The sequence below is a fragment of the Micromonospora sp. WMMA2032 genome, assembly GCF_002688545.1.
Lineage (GTDB): Bacteria > Actinomycetota > Actinomycetes > Mycobacteriales > Micromonosporaceae > Micromonospora > Micromonospora sediminicola.
The window spans coordinates 618,554-633,202 of record NZ_CP024052.1 but is presented as its reverse complement, the minus strand read 5'-3'; the positions used below and the strand labels follow the sequence as shown (position 1 = coordinate 633,202).

Annotated in this window: 12 protein-coding genes and 1 pseudogene; 3 read left to right on the top strand and 10 right to left on the bottom strand. The window is 75.2% G+C overall.

All coding sequences use genetic code 11. From position 1 onward, the window contains the following. Positions 1 to 108 precede the first annotated feature (108 nt). From CO540_RS02845 to CO540_RS02810, 8 genes and pseudogenes are all read right to left on the bottom strand, one after another. Positions 109 to 1,005, bottom strand: a pseudogene (locus CO540_RS02845) (D-alanyl-D-alanine carboxypeptidase family protein); the annotation flags it as partial. An 89-nt stretch (positions 1,006 to 1,094) separates the two neighbouring features. Next, a complete protein-coding gene (locus CO540_RS02840) occupies positions 1,095 to 1,817 on the bottom strand; it encodes a polysaccharide deacetylase family protein (RefSeq protein WP_099160788.1) in 723 nt (240 codons plus the stop codon). Further along, a complete protein-coding gene (locus CO540_RS02835) occupies positions 1,814 to 2,983 on the bottom strand; it encodes a glycosyltransferase (protein WP_099160787.1) in 1,170 nt (389 codons plus the stop codon). The genes CO540_RS02840 and CO540_RS02835 overlap by 4 nt, the downstream gene beginning before the upstream one ends. Before the next feature lie 91 nt (positions 2,984 to 3,074). Continuing rightward, complete coding sequence (locus CO540_RS02830) at positions 3,075 to 4,343, bottom strand: D-alanyl-D-alanine carboxypeptidase family protein (RefSeq protein WP_099160786.1); 1,269 nt, start codon at positions 4,341 to 4,343, stop codon at positions 3,075 to 3,077. 89 nt (positions 4,344 to 4,432) lie between these two features. Further along, positions 4,433 to 4,852, bottom strand: coding sequence for a protein-tyrosine phosphatase family protein (locus tag CO540_RS02825; RefSeq protein ID WP_099160785.1), 420 nt, complete (start codon positions 4,850 to 4,852; stop codon positions 4,433 to 4,435). A 99-nt stretch (positions 4,853 to 4,951) separates the two neighbouring features. Continuing rightward, complete coding sequence (locus CO540_RS02820; RefSeq protein ID WP_099160784.1) at positions 4,952 to 5,578, bottom strand: hypothetical protein; 627 nt, start codon at positions 5,576 to 5,578, stop codon at positions 4,952 to 4,954. A gap of 13 nt (positions 5,579 to 5,591) precedes the next feature. Beyond that, positions 5,592 to 7,376: a DUF4012 domain-containing protein gene (locus tag CO540_RS02815; RefSeq protein ID WP_099160783.1), complete on the bottom strand. Its 1,785-nt coding sequence runs from the start codon at positions 7,374 to 7,376 to the stop codon at positions 5,592 to 5,594. A gap of 95 nt (positions 7,377 to 7,471) precedes the next feature. Beyond that, positions 7,472 to 8,716 (bottom strand): glycosyltransferase family 4 protein, encoded by a 1,245-nt coding sequence (locus CO540_RS02810; RefSeq protein ID WP_099160782.1) that lies wholly within the window; start codon positions 8,714 to 8,716, stop codon positions 7,472 to 7,474. Between the two features lie 144 nt (positions 8,717 to 8,860). On the opposite strand from CO540_RS02810, the gene CO540_RS02805 reads away from it, so the two are divergent. After that, complete coding sequence (locus tag CO540_RS02805; RefSeq protein WP_091577562.1) at positions 8,861 to 9,415, top strand: low molecular weight phosphatase family protein; 555 nt, start codon at positions 8,861 to 8,863, stop codon at positions 9,413 to 9,415. Here CO540_RS02805 and CO540_RS02800 read toward each other — a convergent pair. Then, positions 9,396 to 10,844: a polysaccharide biosynthesis tyrosine autokinase gene (locus CO540_RS02800; RefSeq protein ID WP_099160781.1), complete on the bottom strand. Its 1,449-nt coding sequence runs from the start codon at positions 10,842 to 10,844 to the stop codon at positions 9,396 to 9,398. The genes CO540_RS02805 and CO540_RS02800 overlap by 20 nt on opposite strands. 185 nt (positions 10,845 to 11,029) lie before the next feature. On the opposite strand from CO540_RS02800, the gene CO540_RS02795 reads away from it, so the two are divergent. Beyond that, a complete protein-coding gene (locus CO540_RS02795; RefSeq protein WP_099160780.1) occupies positions 11,030 to 12,880 on the top strand; it encodes a nucleoside-diphosphate sugar epimerase/dehydratase in 1,851 nt (616 codons plus the stop codon). Between the two features lie 156 nt (positions 12,881 to 13,036). After that, on the top strand, positions 13,037 to 14,338 hold the full coding sequence (gene nhaA, locus CO540_RS02790; RefSeq protein WP_099160779.1) for a Na+/H+ antiporter NhaA: 1,302 nt from the start codon (positions 13,037 to 13,039) through the stop codon (positions 14,336 to 14,338). A gap of 56 nt (positions 14,339 to 14,394) precedes the next feature. Here the strand turns inward: nhaA and CO540_RS02785 are convergent, their stop codons facing one another. Further along, positions 14,395 to 14,601 carry a hypothetical protein gene (locus CO540_RS02785; protein WP_099160778.1) on the bottom strand — a complete coding sequence of 69 codons (207 nt, stop codon included), beginning with the start codon at positions 14,599 to 14,601 and terminating at the stop codon, positions 14,395 to 14,397. Between the last annotated feature and the right edge of the window lie 48 nt (positions 14,602 to 14,649).

The window sequence follows — 14,649 nt, the reverse complement described above, 5'->3', positions numbered from 1 at the left end:
CCAGTCCAGCAGCGCGGCCCCCTGCTGCCAGCCGCGCTGCGTGGTGACCTCCGCGCCGAGCAGGGTGACCTCCAGGCGCCGCCCACCACGCTCGGCCGCACCGACGTACGTGTGCCGGGCCAGGTCGGTGAAGCCGGTCTTGCCGCCGATCGCCCCCGGATAGTGGTCCAGCAGCATGTTGTCGTTCTGGATCTGGAAGGCCTTCTCCCGCAACGCCGGCTGGGCGGGCACCTGCGCGGTGCGGGTGGCGGTGTAGCGGCGGAAGGCCGGCTCGGCGAAGCAGGCCCGGGCGATCAGCGCCAGGTCGTACGCGCTGGTGAACTGGCCCGGACCGTCCAGGCCGGACGGGGTGACGGCGTGGGTCTGCCGGGCGCCGAGACGGTGGGCCTCGGCGTTCATCGCCCGGACCCCGCCGGCCAGCCCGTCCGGGCCGCCACCGAGCCGGGCCAGCGCGTTGGCCGCCTCGTTGCCGGACTTCAACAGCAGGCCCAGCCAGATCGTCTCGATCCGGTAGTGCCCGCCCTCGGCCAGCCCCACCGCCGAGCTGCCCGGCTCGATCGCCACGTCGCCGGCGGTCACGGTGACCTCGCGGTTCGGGTCCAGCCGGGGCAGCATGGTGGCGGCCAGCAGCAACTTCTGCACGCTGGCCGGCACGCCGTACTCGTGCGGGCCGCAGGCGCCGAGCACCGCGCCGGTGTCCAGGTCCGCGACCACCCACGACGTCGCCGCCACCGCGGGCGGCACCGTCGCGACCGGCGGGACGACCAGGCCCGAGGTGTCCAGCGCGGCGCCACCCACGGCCCGGTCCGCCGGTCCGGGCGGGGGCGGCGGCTGCGGCGGCCGGGTCGACGGGGCGGGCACGTTCGGGCAGGGCGGCGCCGCGGCCGGCAGCCGGCGCGCCGGCGCGGCGCCCGGGCGGACCGCGGCCACGGCGGGCGTCGGCGGCGTGGACAGCGGCAGGAGCAGGGCGGCGGCGAGCGCCACGGACGGTCCCCAGGTCCTCATGACCCGCAGGCTAGCCACGCCGACCCGAACGGGTCGCCGGCTCCGGGATTCGCGTCCCCGGTCCGGGGTCGCGGGATAGGGTGCGCCGGTCAACGCGCGGGCAGCCGGTGCGCGCCCAGCGGGCCGACCCGCCACCCGCGGCGGTGGCACTCGGCCAGGATGTCGGGCAGCGCGGCCAGCCCGGCGCGCCACGCGCCCGGCACGGCGGCGCGGGACGAGTCGTGCAGCAGGATCGTGCCCCCACCGGCCAGCCCGGCCCGGACGGTCCGGGCGACCGTGTCGGCGGTCGCCGTGGCGGTCCAGTCCCGCCCCCAGCAACTCCACAGCACCGGCCGCAGGCGCAGCCGCCGGGCCGCCAGCAGGGTCGCGCCGGTGAGCACCCCGTACGGCGGGCGGAGGAACCGCGGTCGCCGTCCGGTCACGTCCGCCACCAGGTCGTACGCCCGGGTCAGGTCGCGGACGGTGCCGGCCGGTCCGCGCAGCAGCAGGTTGTCGTGCGTCCAACCGTGGACGGCGACCTCGTGGCCGGCGTCGACCAGCCGGCGGCCCAGGTCCGGGCGGCGCCGCAGCATCGCGCCGAGGACGAAGAACGTGGCCCGGACCCGGTGCGCCGCGAGCAGGTCCAGGAAGCACGGCGTGGACTCCGGGTCCGGGCCGTCGTCGAAGGTCAGCGCGACGCGGTCCGGCGGGCCGAGGCCGTGCAGACCGGGCAGCAGACGGCGGCGGAGGCCGGGCAGCACGGTCAGCGCCGGCGCCACCTGGACCGCCGGGAACGCCGCCGTCGCGAGCCCGGCGAGGGCGGCGGTCCTCATCGCAGTCCGCCGCCGGCCTGGAGCAGCGCGGCGACGACGGCGATCGCGTCGCCGACCGGTTCCAGCAGCGACCGGCGGCCCGCGGCGGCCGGTCCGGCGGGCGCGGCGGCGCGGGCGGCCTCGGCGACCAGCCCGGCCGGGTCCTCCAGGGACCGCGCGTCGCGGGCCGGGGACGCCGGGTCGGCCCCGGTGACCGCCGCGAGCACGGGTCCGAGCTGGTCGGGCGAGCCGGCCCACCGGGTCAGGCCGGACCGGGCCAGGATGGCGGCGTTGGCCCGTCCGTGGCCGGGAATGGGGCGGTAGGTGACCACCGGCACCCCGGCCGCGAGCGCCTCCTGGCAGGTGAGGCCGCCCGCGTTCTCCACCACCACGTCGACGGCCCGCATCAGCGCGGGCATGTCGTCCACCCAGCCCAGGACGTCCCGGCCGGCCCCGCTCAGCCGCCGGCGCAACGCCCGGTTCCGCCCGCACACCACCACCGGCCGCGCCCCGGTCGCGCCGACCTCCGCGACCGTGGCCGCCACCTCCCCCGCACCCCAGGAACCCGCGACGACCAGCGCGAGGACACCGTCGGGGGGCAGGCCGAACCGGTGCCGGGCCCGCCGGCGGTCGGTCCCGTCGCACGCGCCGAACGCCCGCGACACCAGCGGCTCGACCACCGTCACGTCGACGCCGTCCGAGGGCCGCAGCTCCGCGTGCCGGACCGTGCAGTACACGTCGACGCCCGGGGCGAGCCAGGACGGATGGACCACGAGGTCGGTCACGTACGTGATCACCGGCACCCGCAGCCGCCCGTGGCGGCGCAACGGCCCGAGGATCTGGTTCGCGAACGGATAGGTGGTCACCACCGCCCGGGTGTCCGGCGGGATGCGCCGCCGCATCGCCCGGCGGAACGGGCGCAGCAGCGCGCGTACGGCGCGCACCGGGACCGACGAGCGGCTGGTGAGCCGGAACAGCAGGTGGTAGCCCCCGGGCAGCCGGTGCAGCAGTCCCCGGTACGCCTCGCGCACGGCCCGGTGCAGCGGACCGGGCAGCAGGTGCAGAACGTTGAGCCGGTCCACAGCGAAGCCCCGGGCGCGCAGCCGCCCCGCCAGCTCGTCGGCGGCCCGGTCGTGCCCGGCGCCGATGTCCGCGGAGACCACCACGACGCGTCCCGGGTGCTCCATGCGCCGCGCATACCCACGACGGCGACGTCCACGCGACCGGAACCGGCGGACAGCCGGCGGGCCAGGCGCGGCGACGGCCGCGCCCGGGCGGTCAGGCGCGGCGGCGACCCGGTCGGCGGGAGCGGCCCCGGCGGGCGGCGAGCACGGCCGCCGTCCCGCCGACGACGAGCGCGAGCAGCCCGGCCAACGGCACGATCACCTGCCAGTCCCCGTCGGCCACCCGACGCAGCGCGGTCCCCGCCGGCCCGCGCCACGGTGACGGCTCCGGACGGGCCGCGGCGGCGGCCGGGGCCTGCCGCGGCTCGGCCTTCGCGGCGTCCAGCTCGCCGGGCTCGACCAGCCGGCCGACGGAGGCGTCGCGGGGCAGCGAGAAGCCCCAGTCGAGCAGTTGGGCGCCCTGCTGCCAGCCCCGCACCGGCCGGGCCTCGGCCCCGAGCAGGGTGACCACCAGCCGACGACCGCCGCGCTGGGCGGCGCCGACGTAGCTGTGCCGGGCCAGCTCGGTGAAGCCGGTCTTGCCGCCCAGCGCCCCCGGATAGCGATAGATCAACTGGTTCTCGTTCTGGATCTGGAATCCGCCCTTCTTCAGCGCCGGCTGGGCCGGGATCTGCGCCCGCTCGGTCAGCGCGTACCGGCGGAACCGCTCGTCGGCGAAGCAGGCCCGGGCGATCAGCGCCAGGTCGTACGCGCTGGTGAACTGGCCCGGACCGTCCAGGCCGGACGGGGTGACGGCGCGGGTCTGCAGCGCACCGAGCCGGCGGGCCTCGGCGTTCATCTCGGTGACCCCGGCCCGGGCGCTGCCCGCGCCCAGCCGGGCCAGCATGTTCGCCGCGTCGTTGCCGGACTGCAGCAGCAGGCCCAACCAGAGCGTCTCCACCGCGTACCGCCCGCCGACGAGCAGGCCGACGGCCGAGCTGCCCGGCTCGATGTCCAGGTCGGCGCGGGTGGCCACGGCCACCTGCTTCGGGTCGAGCCGGCTCAGCATGGTGGCGGCGAGCAGCAGCTTCTGGGTGCTGGCGGGGGTGCCGTACACGTGCGGCCCGCACGCGCCGAGCACGGCGCCGCTGTCCAGGTCGGCGACCAGCCAGGTGGTGGCGGTCACCGCCGGTGGCGCGGCGCTGCCGGGCGGGGCGACCAGCCCGGGAGCGGCCAGCGCGTCACCGCCGACGACCTGCTGGTCGGGCACCGGCTCCGGCGGGACGGGGCGCGGTGGCCGGGAGACCTTCGGCGCGGGCAGCCGGGGACAGGGCGCGGTGGCCACCGGCGCGGCGGCGACCACGGAAGCGCCCCGCGCCGGGACGGGCGCCCCGGCGACGAGCAGGGTGACGGCGGTGGCGACGGCCAGGACCCGGGCTCTCATGAGGAGGCACCCTACCCAGCCCGGGACCCGGACCGGCGCGGCTCACCCGGCCGGTGACGCTGCGCCCAACCCGCGGCTGCGTGCCGTGGTCAGTCGACGTGGCGCAGCCACCACCGCTGCCAGGGGGTCTCCACCGCGCGCGGGTGGTAGCGGGCACGCACCCACGCCACCGCCGGGCCCGGCGCGAGCCCGTCCAGCACCGCGAGGGCGGCCAGGGCGGTGCCGGTCCGACCGATCCCGCCGCGACAGGCGACCTCGACGCGCTCGCCCGCGTACGCGCGCCGCCGGCCCTCGCGCAGCGCGTCGAGGGCGTCCGCCCGGTCGCGCGGGACCCAGAAGTCGGGCCAGTCGATCCGTCGGGTCGGCCAGGCCGGGTCGGGGCCGGGCGCGAGCAGCAGGGCGAAGTCGGCGGGTGTGCCGGGCGCCGCGACGCGCCGCCCGCGCACGACGGCGCCGCCGGGGAGCGTGAGCAGGCCGGTCGGGTCGGCCCACGGTCGCGTCGGTGCCACGACGTCATTCTGCCTCGTGTTCCGGACGCGTGAGTGCCCGCCGGACCGGGTCCGGCGGGCACTCACGATCGGCCGGGTCCTCCCCCGGCGCGCCTCGGCTCAGCCGAGGCGACGGCGGCGCCAGGCCAGGGAGGCCAGCAGCAGGACCGCGCCGGCGGCGGCCAGGCCACCACCGAGCTTCAGCGGCGTGCCGATGCTGTCACCGGTGACCGGCAGACCGCCGTGGTGCGGCGGCCGGGTCGTCGGCCGTCCGTGCACGGGCAGGACGGTGCCGGTGGCGCTGGCGATCCGACCCGACGTCAGCCCGGTGGCGGTGAAGGTGTGCCGGCCGGTGCGGGTCGGCCGGTACTGCACGGTGAAGGCGCCGTCGCCGTCGGCCGTCACCGTGAAGGTGGTCGGCGCGGGCTGCGGCTGCGCGCGGTTGGGCGTGTAGGCGACCGGGGCCATGGCCACCGTGCTGCCGTCGCTGCGCCGTGCGGTCCCCTCGGCGGGGGCCGCGGCCGGGAGATTCGAGATGGCGACGTCGATCCGCACCGTCTCGCCGGCCTGGAAGCCGGTGCCCCGGAGCGTGAAGGTCTCGCCGAGACGGATCGTCGTGGGCGACACCGTCAGCGCCGCGCCCGGCGGCACGTACGGTGGCTGCGGCTGCGCCGCGCCGGCCGCGGTCGGCACGGCCGCCACGGCCAGGCCGACCGTGAGCGCCATGATGATGCGGGATAGCCGCATGATGGATTCCCTCCTACTGTTCACAGCTTGGTGCGTTGACTGTTCGGGTGGTCCATGGGGTGACGGTGGGTGTGTGCACCAGTTCGGCCGTGCCGGCGCCGGTCTGGCCGGTGAGCAGCGTGACGTCGAGGGTCCGGGTCTGCCCCGGCTTGGCCTCCACGGTCGCCACCGCCACCTGGCGGCGGCCGTGGGTTCCGCTACCCATCGCGGTGTCGCGTCCGTCCAGCCGTCCGGTGAGGACGGCGCCGCCGGTCGGCGTGAACACCGAGACGAAGGTGCGTGGTGTGTACTTGTCGCCGGACATGGCCAGGCCGGTGACCGACCGGCTCAGTCCCGACCGCGGGGCGGTGGAGCCCACCGTCACCCGGAGCCGCAGCTCGCGGCGCCCGTCCGGCTGACAGTCGCCGACCGTGAGGGCGGCCGAGAACCTCAGGTAGTAGCCGAGCTTCGCGCCGCTGCCGTCGTTGAGGAACACGCCGACCGTCGGCACCGTGTCCTTCTCCGGGAGCTGCCCGGCCAGTCGGCTGCCGGCGAGCGCGCGCTGCTCCTCAGGTCGGGCACTCCAGAACAATATCCGACTTTCACTGATTGAACGGTTGAAAACGGTCAAAAGTGACCGCGGATCCACCGTCTTGGTGAACATCGCATCGAAGACGCGGGCGGCCGCCGTGGCGAAGAACTCGTCCTGGGCATTCGTGTCCAGGTCCCGGTAGACGTCGCTCAGCAGGGTCCGCACCGCGGTGCTGCCGGCCAACGCCGGACCGCCGGGCACCGGCACCGGACCGATCGCGCCGAGCAGGTAGGACAACACCACCGGGTCGACGGCCAGCACCCCGTCCGCGGTGGTCCCGGTGCGGCGGCGCACCATCTCCCGGTAGAGCGCGGCGGCGGTTGGGAAGTCCGGGTCGAGGTTGACGTCGGCCGGATACATTCCCGGCAGGTCCGACCAGAGCCGGCGTGTCTCCGGAGCAACCTTGAGCGGCGGGTCGAAGAACCGCAACTCGCTCGACGTGCCCTGGGTGACCATCCGGATCCGCCCGTCCTCCGCGCGCAGCACGGCGTAGGCGCCGAACATGCCTCCGGTGGACCGCAACTCGGCCGGATTCTGCGAGACGAGCAGGTAGGTGCGCGGGCCGCCGGCGCCGAGCAGCGGCGGCAGCAGGCGGGCGCCGCGGTCCGCGGCCGAGGTGAGCTCGCCCAACTGCTCGAGCTCCGAACGCAGGGCGGTGACCGCGTCCCGCACCTGCGCCACCAGGTCCGCGGTCGGGACGGCCGCCAACCGCTGCGCCGTGCGCCGGACCGCCTGGTCGGCGGTGGAGACCTCCGCCGAGACCGCGCGCAGCCGGTTCAGGTCGAGCTTGCCCTGCTTCGGCACCAGCGAGGCGAGATCGACCCGGAGGAGGGTGGGAAAGGCGAGCCGGGCCAGGTCGTCCACCGCCACCGAGATCTCCCGCACCGCGGTGAGGTCGTCGCCGGCGTACGGCGTCCGCTGGCCGACCCACCAGGCCGGGTCCCCGGTCGCGCCGCGCGCCGCGGTGGCCTGCTCCTGCAGGGCGGCGAGGGTCCGCTGGGCGCGGGCCACGTCGCCGTCGAGCACCTGGGAGCTGAGTTCCTTGGCCAGCCCGGCGGCGTTCACCAGGTGGGCACGGGCCTGCCAGCCCCGGAACGCGACCCAGCCTCCGGTGGTCAGCAGCACCGAGACCACGACCAGGCCGACGAGCAGGATCCGGCGGACCCGGGCCCGGCTGCGCCGCCGCGAGCGCCGCCGCCGACCAGGCGAAGCACCGCGTTCCGTCACTGTTCCCCCTACGTGTCGAATCGGACACTGAACGCATTGACTGCTTTCTAGCACGAAAATGCAGGCGTTCGTCGGGTTTTGGGGGCTCCTGAGCTTTATCGCCCCACTGCGAGGTTTGTTCGCCTCGCCATGGCGGTGGACGCCTCGCGCAACAAGCCCTCGATCCGGTCCACCCCGGCCCGCAACGACATCTCCCGCAGGTAGGCGTCCCGACCGCGACGGCCCATCTCCACCCGTGCGGCCCGCGGGATGGCCGCGGCCAGCCAGAACCGGTCGGCCAGCGCGGCCCAGTCCTCCGGCGGGCAGGACAGGCCGGCGCGCGCCCGCTCCACCAGCTCGGCGGTGTCCCCGCCGGTCGAGGCGACCACCGGCGCGGCACAGGAGAAGGCGGCCTGCAGCTTGCCCGGCACGGTGCCGCGCAATTCGGGCACGTCGCGCTGCATGACGAGCTGGTAGTCGGCGGTCGCGTACAACTGCGGCATGTCCACCGGGGACCGCCACTCGACGAACCGGACGTTGTCGGCGCCGAGGTCGGCGGCGAGCCCCCGCACCCGCCGCTCCTGTGCACCGGAACCGACCAGGACCAGGTCCATCCGGTCGCCCAGCGCGGCCGCCGCGCGGACCGCGGTCTCCAGACCCTGCCGTACGCCGATCGTGCCGGCGTGCATCACCAGGCAGCGGTCGTCCCGGCGGATCAGGCGACGGGCCGCGGGACCGGGCTCGGCCGGGCGGAAGATGCGCTCGTCGGTCCAGTTGAGCACGGTACGCACCCGGTCCGGCCCCGCCCCGGCGGCGACCACCAGGTCGCGCATGGACGGCGCGGTGACCGCCACCGCGGCGGCCTCCCGGTAGAGCCGGCGCAGGCTCGTGTCGAACCGGTCCGCCCAGCGCCGGTTCTCCCCCGGCCGGGACGGCTCCTCCCCCGTCCAGACGTCCTGCACGTGCAGCACCGTGGGCACCCGGCCGAGCAGCCGCAGCAGACCCGCCGCGGCGAAGGTCACCGCCGGGTGCTGGAAGACGTAGAGCGCGTCGACGTCCCGCAGGTAGCGCCGCCCGGCGACCGCCACGCTGCCGGCGAAGGAGAGCCAGGCGGCCGTGCGCGCCCCGGGCGAGGCCTCACCGCGGGCGTACCGGGGCACCCGACGGACGGTCAGCCGCTCGCTGTGGGTCTGGTGCCGCCACCGCTGTCGCCAACCGGGATAGACGTGACCACCCGGGTAGTCCGGGAAGCCGGTGAGCACCCGCACCTCGTGGCCGCGGGCCGCCAACTCCTCGGCCAGGCTGCCCGGGATGAACGCCGGCTCCGGCGGGAAGTGGTAGGACAGGATGCCGATCTTCATGGCCGCGCTCCCGGCGCGGCCTGCGAGACCGCCGCCGTCCGCACCGCGTACGATGCCCGCATCCCCTCTGCGTCCGGCCGCGACCGCCGGAAGAACGCCGTCGCGGCACCGTGTCCCGCGACCGCGCCGACGAGAGGGGTGCAGATGGTCGACGGGGTGCTCTTCGTCTGCCACGCCAACATGTGCCGGTCCCCGATGGCCGAGTTCATCGCCCGCCGCCTGTTGGCCGACCTACCGGTGGTGGTGACCAGCGCCGGGACCGACGCGGTCGACGGCGCCGCCATGCATCCGTACGCCGTCGAGGTGGCGGCCGGCACCGGGGCCGACGCGGCGGCGTTCCGCACCCGCCGGCTCCGTCCGGAACACCTGGCCGGGGCGGCGCTGGTGTTGACCGCGACCCGGCGGCAGCGCTCGGCCTGCACCGCGCTGGCCCCGGCGGCGCTGACCCGGACCTTCACGCTGCGCCAGTTCGCCCGGCTCGCCGCCGCGGCCGAACCGGCCGGGGCGACGGCGGACACGCCGCTGCGGGCGGCGGTGGCGGCGGCCGTCCGCGCCCGGGGGCGGATGCAACCCGCCGCACCCGGCGCGGACGACCTGCGCGACCCGATCGGTGGCTCCCCGGCCGACTTCCGCCGCTGCGCCGAGGAGATCGAGCGGTCGATCCGGCCGGTGCTGGCGCTCATCGCGACAGCCGGGTGAGTTCCTGCGTCCGGTCGCCCACGGCCGGCTGCCCACCCCGCCGGGTGCCGGCCCGGTCCGTGGGCACGGACGGCGCGGCGGGCACGACCACCTTGTACGCCTCGTACTGGTAGGCGTCCGCCTTGGCCACCTTGGCCATGTTGAGCACGCAACCGAGCAGGCGCACCGAGACCGAGCTGAGCGCGTGCGCGGCCGCGGCCACCTGGCTGCGTGAGGTCCGCCCCTGCTGGGTGACCAGCAACGCGCCGTCGGCCTGCACCGCCACGACCACGCCGTCGGTAACCGCCAGCAGCGGCGCGGTGTCGATGACCACGATGTCCGCCGACTCGCGCAGCGCCACCAGCAGGTCGGCCATCGCCTTGGAGCCGAGCAGTTCGCTGGGGTTCGGCGGGGCGGCGCCACTGGGCAGCACCAGCAGCGACTTCTCGCCCCAACGCTGCACCACGTCACCGACCTGCACGTCGCCGACGAGCACGTCGGTGAGGCCGACGCCGCCGTCGAGGCCGAGGTAGTCGGCCACCTTGGGCCGGCGCAGGTCGGCGTCGATCAGCAGCACCCGCCACCCGGCCTCGGCCAGCGCGATGGCCGTGTTGCAGGCCATCGTGGTCTTCCCCTCGCCCTGCAACGCGCTGGTGACCGCGATGACCCGGGCCGGCTCGTGCACGTCCACGAACCGCAGGTTGGTGCGCAGCTTGCGGACCGCCTCAGCCCGCGGCGAGTTGGCCGCGTCGCCGACGATCAACGGGGCCGCCTTCGCGCCGGACTCGAAGGGGATCTCGCCCAGCAGCGGGCTGCCGGTGACCCGCTGCAACGCGGCGGCGTCGCGCATCCGCACGTCGGCCAGCCCGCGCAGCACGGCGAGCGCGGCACCGGCCAGCAGGCCGAGCAGGCCGCCGAGGACCAGGTTGCGCACCGGCTGGGGGGACACCGGGCTGGACGTCACCCGAGGGCCGCTCACCACCTCGATCTTGATCGGCGGCGACTTGCCGTCCGGCGGCGTCTCCACCTTTCGGACCAGCTCGGTGAACTTGGCCGCGAGCGCCTCGGTGGTCTTGAGCGCCCGGGTCTGGTCCGTGTCGGTGATGGTGGCGTTGAGCAGGACGGTATCGGGCTTGGCGGAGGTGGTGATCCGGCTGCGTACCTGGTCGGCGGTGAGGCCGAGCGGCGCATCGGCCACCACGCTCTGCGCCAGCCGGTCGCTGGTGAGCAGGTCGCCGTAGGACTTCACCCGCTGCTGGAGGAAGAGGCTGCCCTGGTAGGCGTCGGTGACCCCCTGGCTGGGTGTGGTGACGAAGAACGTCACCGAGGCCTCGTAGCGAGGCGCCGTCCGGACCGTCACCAGCGCGGCGGTGCCCAGCGCGAGCATCACCGTGACCAGCACGATCCACCAGTGGCGTCGGACCAGGCGCAGGTAGCCGAGAACGTCCATCACGCTCCCCCTCGCGACACGCCGGTCTGCCGATGAAACTGCACGAAAGCCCCCTAAAAACACCAGTAGCCGTGCCAGGATCGAATCGCCTATTCGCCACGTTAGGTGACTGGACGAATGTAAACGACCGAACAGGCACATACGGCCTAATTCCGTTCAATCTGGATAGGACACCGAGGCAGCCCATGGATCGTGAAACCACCGCCGACGTCGTGCGACCCCGCGGACGAACCACCCACCGCGCCGCCACCCTCTCCCTGTTAACGCTGGACACGGCCGCGTGGTGCGGAGGATTTCTCGGCGCGGCGTGGACCCGGTACGAGTTCGACCTGACCGCCGCCCTCAGCGGCCGGGTCCTCGGCGTGGCGCTCGCCTGCGCCACGCTGTACGCCCTGCTCACGCTGCTGCGCTCGCAGGTCTACGGCCGCTACCCGATCGGCAGCGCCGGCGATGCCCGGGGACTGGCCGCCACCGTCGCGCTGGCCGCCCTGATCACCGTCGCCGGGGTGCTCCCCTGGGCCGAGCGACCGGTCCCCGCGACCACGCCGCTGGTCGGCGGGGCCGTCGCGCTGGTGCTGATGGCGACCGCCCGCGGACTGTGGCGGGCCCACGCCGACCGGCACCGCCCGGCGGCGCGACACGCCGAACGCTGCCTGGTCTACGGCGTCGACGCGGCCAGCGAACGGCTGGTCCGGGCGTTGCTGCACGACCCGGACAGCAGCTACCGGCCGGTGGGGCTGCTCGACGACGCCCCGGAGAGCCGGGGGCTGCGGCTGGAGGGGCTGCGCGTGCTGGGCGGCCGCGAACAGGTCGGCGCCGTGATCCGCGCCACCCAGGCGCGCACCGTCATCTTCTCGATGAGCGGCTCGGACCCGCAGCTGCTGCGCGACGTGCGGACCCGCACCCTCGAAGCCGGGGCCGCGTTCAAGGTCCTGCCCCCGGTGCGGGAGCTGCTCGACCGACCGGTCGCCGCCACCGACGTCCGCGACCTCCAGCTCACCGACCTGCTGGGCCGGGCCCAGCGGGTGGCCGAGCTGACCGTCGAGCGGGGCGGGCTGGCCGGCCGCCGGGTGCTGGTCACCGGCGCGGGCGGCTCGATCGGCTCGGAGCTGTGCCGGCAGATCGCCCGCTGCGAGCCGGACGAGCTGATGATGCTCGACCGGGACGAGTCCGCGCTGCACGCGCTCCAGATGTCGCTGCACGGCCGCGCCCTGCTGGACGGCCCCGAACTGATCCTGGCCGACATCCGGGACGCCGAGGGGATCGCCCGGATCGTCGCCGACCGGCAGCCCGACGTGGTGTTCCACGCCGCCGCCCTGAAGCACCTGACCATGCTCCAGCGGCACCCGGGCGAGGCGATCAAGACCAACATCCTGGGCACGCTGAACGTGCTGGAGGCGTGCCGGGACGTCGCCGAGTTCGTCAACATCTCCACCGACAAGGCGGCCAACCCGACCAGTGTGCTGGGCTACTCGAAGCGGATCACCGAACGGCTCACCGCCCACCAGGCCGAGCGGATGGGCGGCACCTACCTCAGTGTCCGGTTCGGCAACGTGCTCAGCAGTCGGGGGTCGGTGCTGACCGCGTTCCAGGCCCAGATCCGGGCCGGGGTCCCGATCACGGTCACCCACCCCGACGTGACCCGCTACTTCATGACCGTGCAGGAGGCCGTGCACCTGGTCCTGCAGGCCGCGACGATCGGACGCGGCGGCGAGGCGCTGGTGCTCGACATGGGCGAGCCGGTGCGGATCGCCGACGTGGCCCGCCGGCTCGCCGCCGAGGCGGACCACCCGGTCGACATCGTCTACACCGGGCTGCGGCCGGGCGAGAAACTGCACGAGCACCTGTTCGGCGCCGACGAGGTGGACACCCGCCCGCTGCACCCGCTGATCTCGCACGTGCCGGTGCCGGCGCTCGACCCGGACGAGGTGCGCGCGCTCGACCCGTACGCCGACCAGGACGAGTTGATCAAACGGATGGCGGCGTTCTGCGAGACGATCGGCTCCTCCCTGCCGGCCCTGCCGGGACAGCGCTGAGCCACCGACGGTGGGACGCCCCGTTCACCTGATGAGAGGAGCGTCCCACCGGCTCGGCTCGCCGACGGCCGGACCCGCCGTTAGGGTTGACCATGGTGTGCCGGGAAGCCTGGTCGGCAATCACATTGTCGACCCCTGCTCCCGATCGGATGCCGCATGCCCGACCGCACTTCGCAGTCGTCCCGTCTGTTCTCCCGCCGATCCTGGCCCGAGGCCCGCTTCCTGGCCGACGTGCTGCGCACCGAGACGGTCGGTGGTGGGCTCCTGCTGCTCGGCGCGGTCATCGCCCTGGTCTGGGCCAACTCACCGTGGCGCTCGGCGTACGCGGCACTGGGCGACTGGGTGCCCTGGCCCGGCGGGACGTCGCTGCACCTGGACCTCAGCCTCGGCACCTGGGCCGCCGACGGCCTGCTGGCCATCTTCTTCTTCGTGGTGGGCCTGGAGCTCAAGCGGGAGTTCGTCGCCGGCGATCTGCGCGACCCGCGACGCGCCCTCCTGCCGGTGGTGGCCGCGATCGGCGGCATGGTGGCGCCGGCGCTGATCTACCTGGCGGTGACGCTGAGCGCTGGCGGCGCCGGCGCGCGGGGCTGGGCGATCCCCACCGCCACCGACATCGCGTTCGCGCTCGCCGTGCTGGCCGTGGTCAGCTCGCACCTGCCGCAGGGGCTGCGGGCCTTCCTGCTCACCCTCGCGGTGGTCGACGACCTCTTCGCGATCACCATCATCGCGATCTTCTACACCGCCGACTTCCACCCGCTGCCCCTGCTCGGCGCGCTGCTGCCGATCGCCGCGTTCGGGCTGCTGGTGCAGCGGCGGCGGACCTGGTGGTGGGCGCTGATCCCGCTCGCGGTGACGGCCTGGACGCTGGTGCACGCCTCCGGTGTGCACGCCACGGTAGCCGGGGTGCTGCTCGGCTTCACCGTCCCGGTCCTGCCCAGCCGGAGCGGGGCGCCCGGGCTGGCGGAGCGGCTGGAGCACCGATGGCGGCCCGTCTCCGCCGGCTTCGCGGTACCCGTCTTCGCCTTCTTCGCCGCGGGCGTGACCCTGGTCGGCGTGGACCTGGGCGAAACCCTCACCAACCCGGTGGTGGTGGCGGTGGCTGCCGGGCTGGTGCTGGGCAAGGTCGTGGGGGTGTTCGGTTCGACCTACCTGCTCGCCCGGTTCACCCGCGCGGAACTGGACGAGGAGATCACCTGGGCGGACCTGGTGGGCCTGGCGCTCCTCGCCGGCATCGGCTTCACCGTGTCACTGCTCATCGGTGAGCTGGCGTTCGGCGCGGGAAGCCCCGAGGAGGACGGCGTCAAGGTGGCCGTGCTGCTCGGCTCGGTGGTGTCCGCCGCTCTGGCCGCCCTGGTGCTGGTCCGGCGCAACCGGGTCTACCGGCGGATCAGCGAGCGGGAGAGCCGCGACGCCGACGGCGACGGCATTCCGGACGTCTACCAGCAGGAATCCGCCTGACGCGAAGGCGCCGGCCGCCGACCCCGGTGCGGGATCGGCGGCCGGCGGCCCGGGCGTCAGCGGCGGCGCTCGGCCGGACGGGCCTCGTGCTCGTCCTGGGTCTCCTCCTCGAGCGCGTCGGCGACCGGTTCGGTCAGATCGTCACCGGGCACCGCGACCTGCTCGGCGCGGTCCCGCTCGTCCGCGCGTCCGCCGGCCGGCGGCTCCGGGGCGGTCGCACCGCCTGCGAAGCCGTACTCGTTGGGCTCGTCGTGCCTGCTCATGCGCGGAACCTCCCGGTCGTCCGAATCCTGGCGGCGGCGCGCCACGGC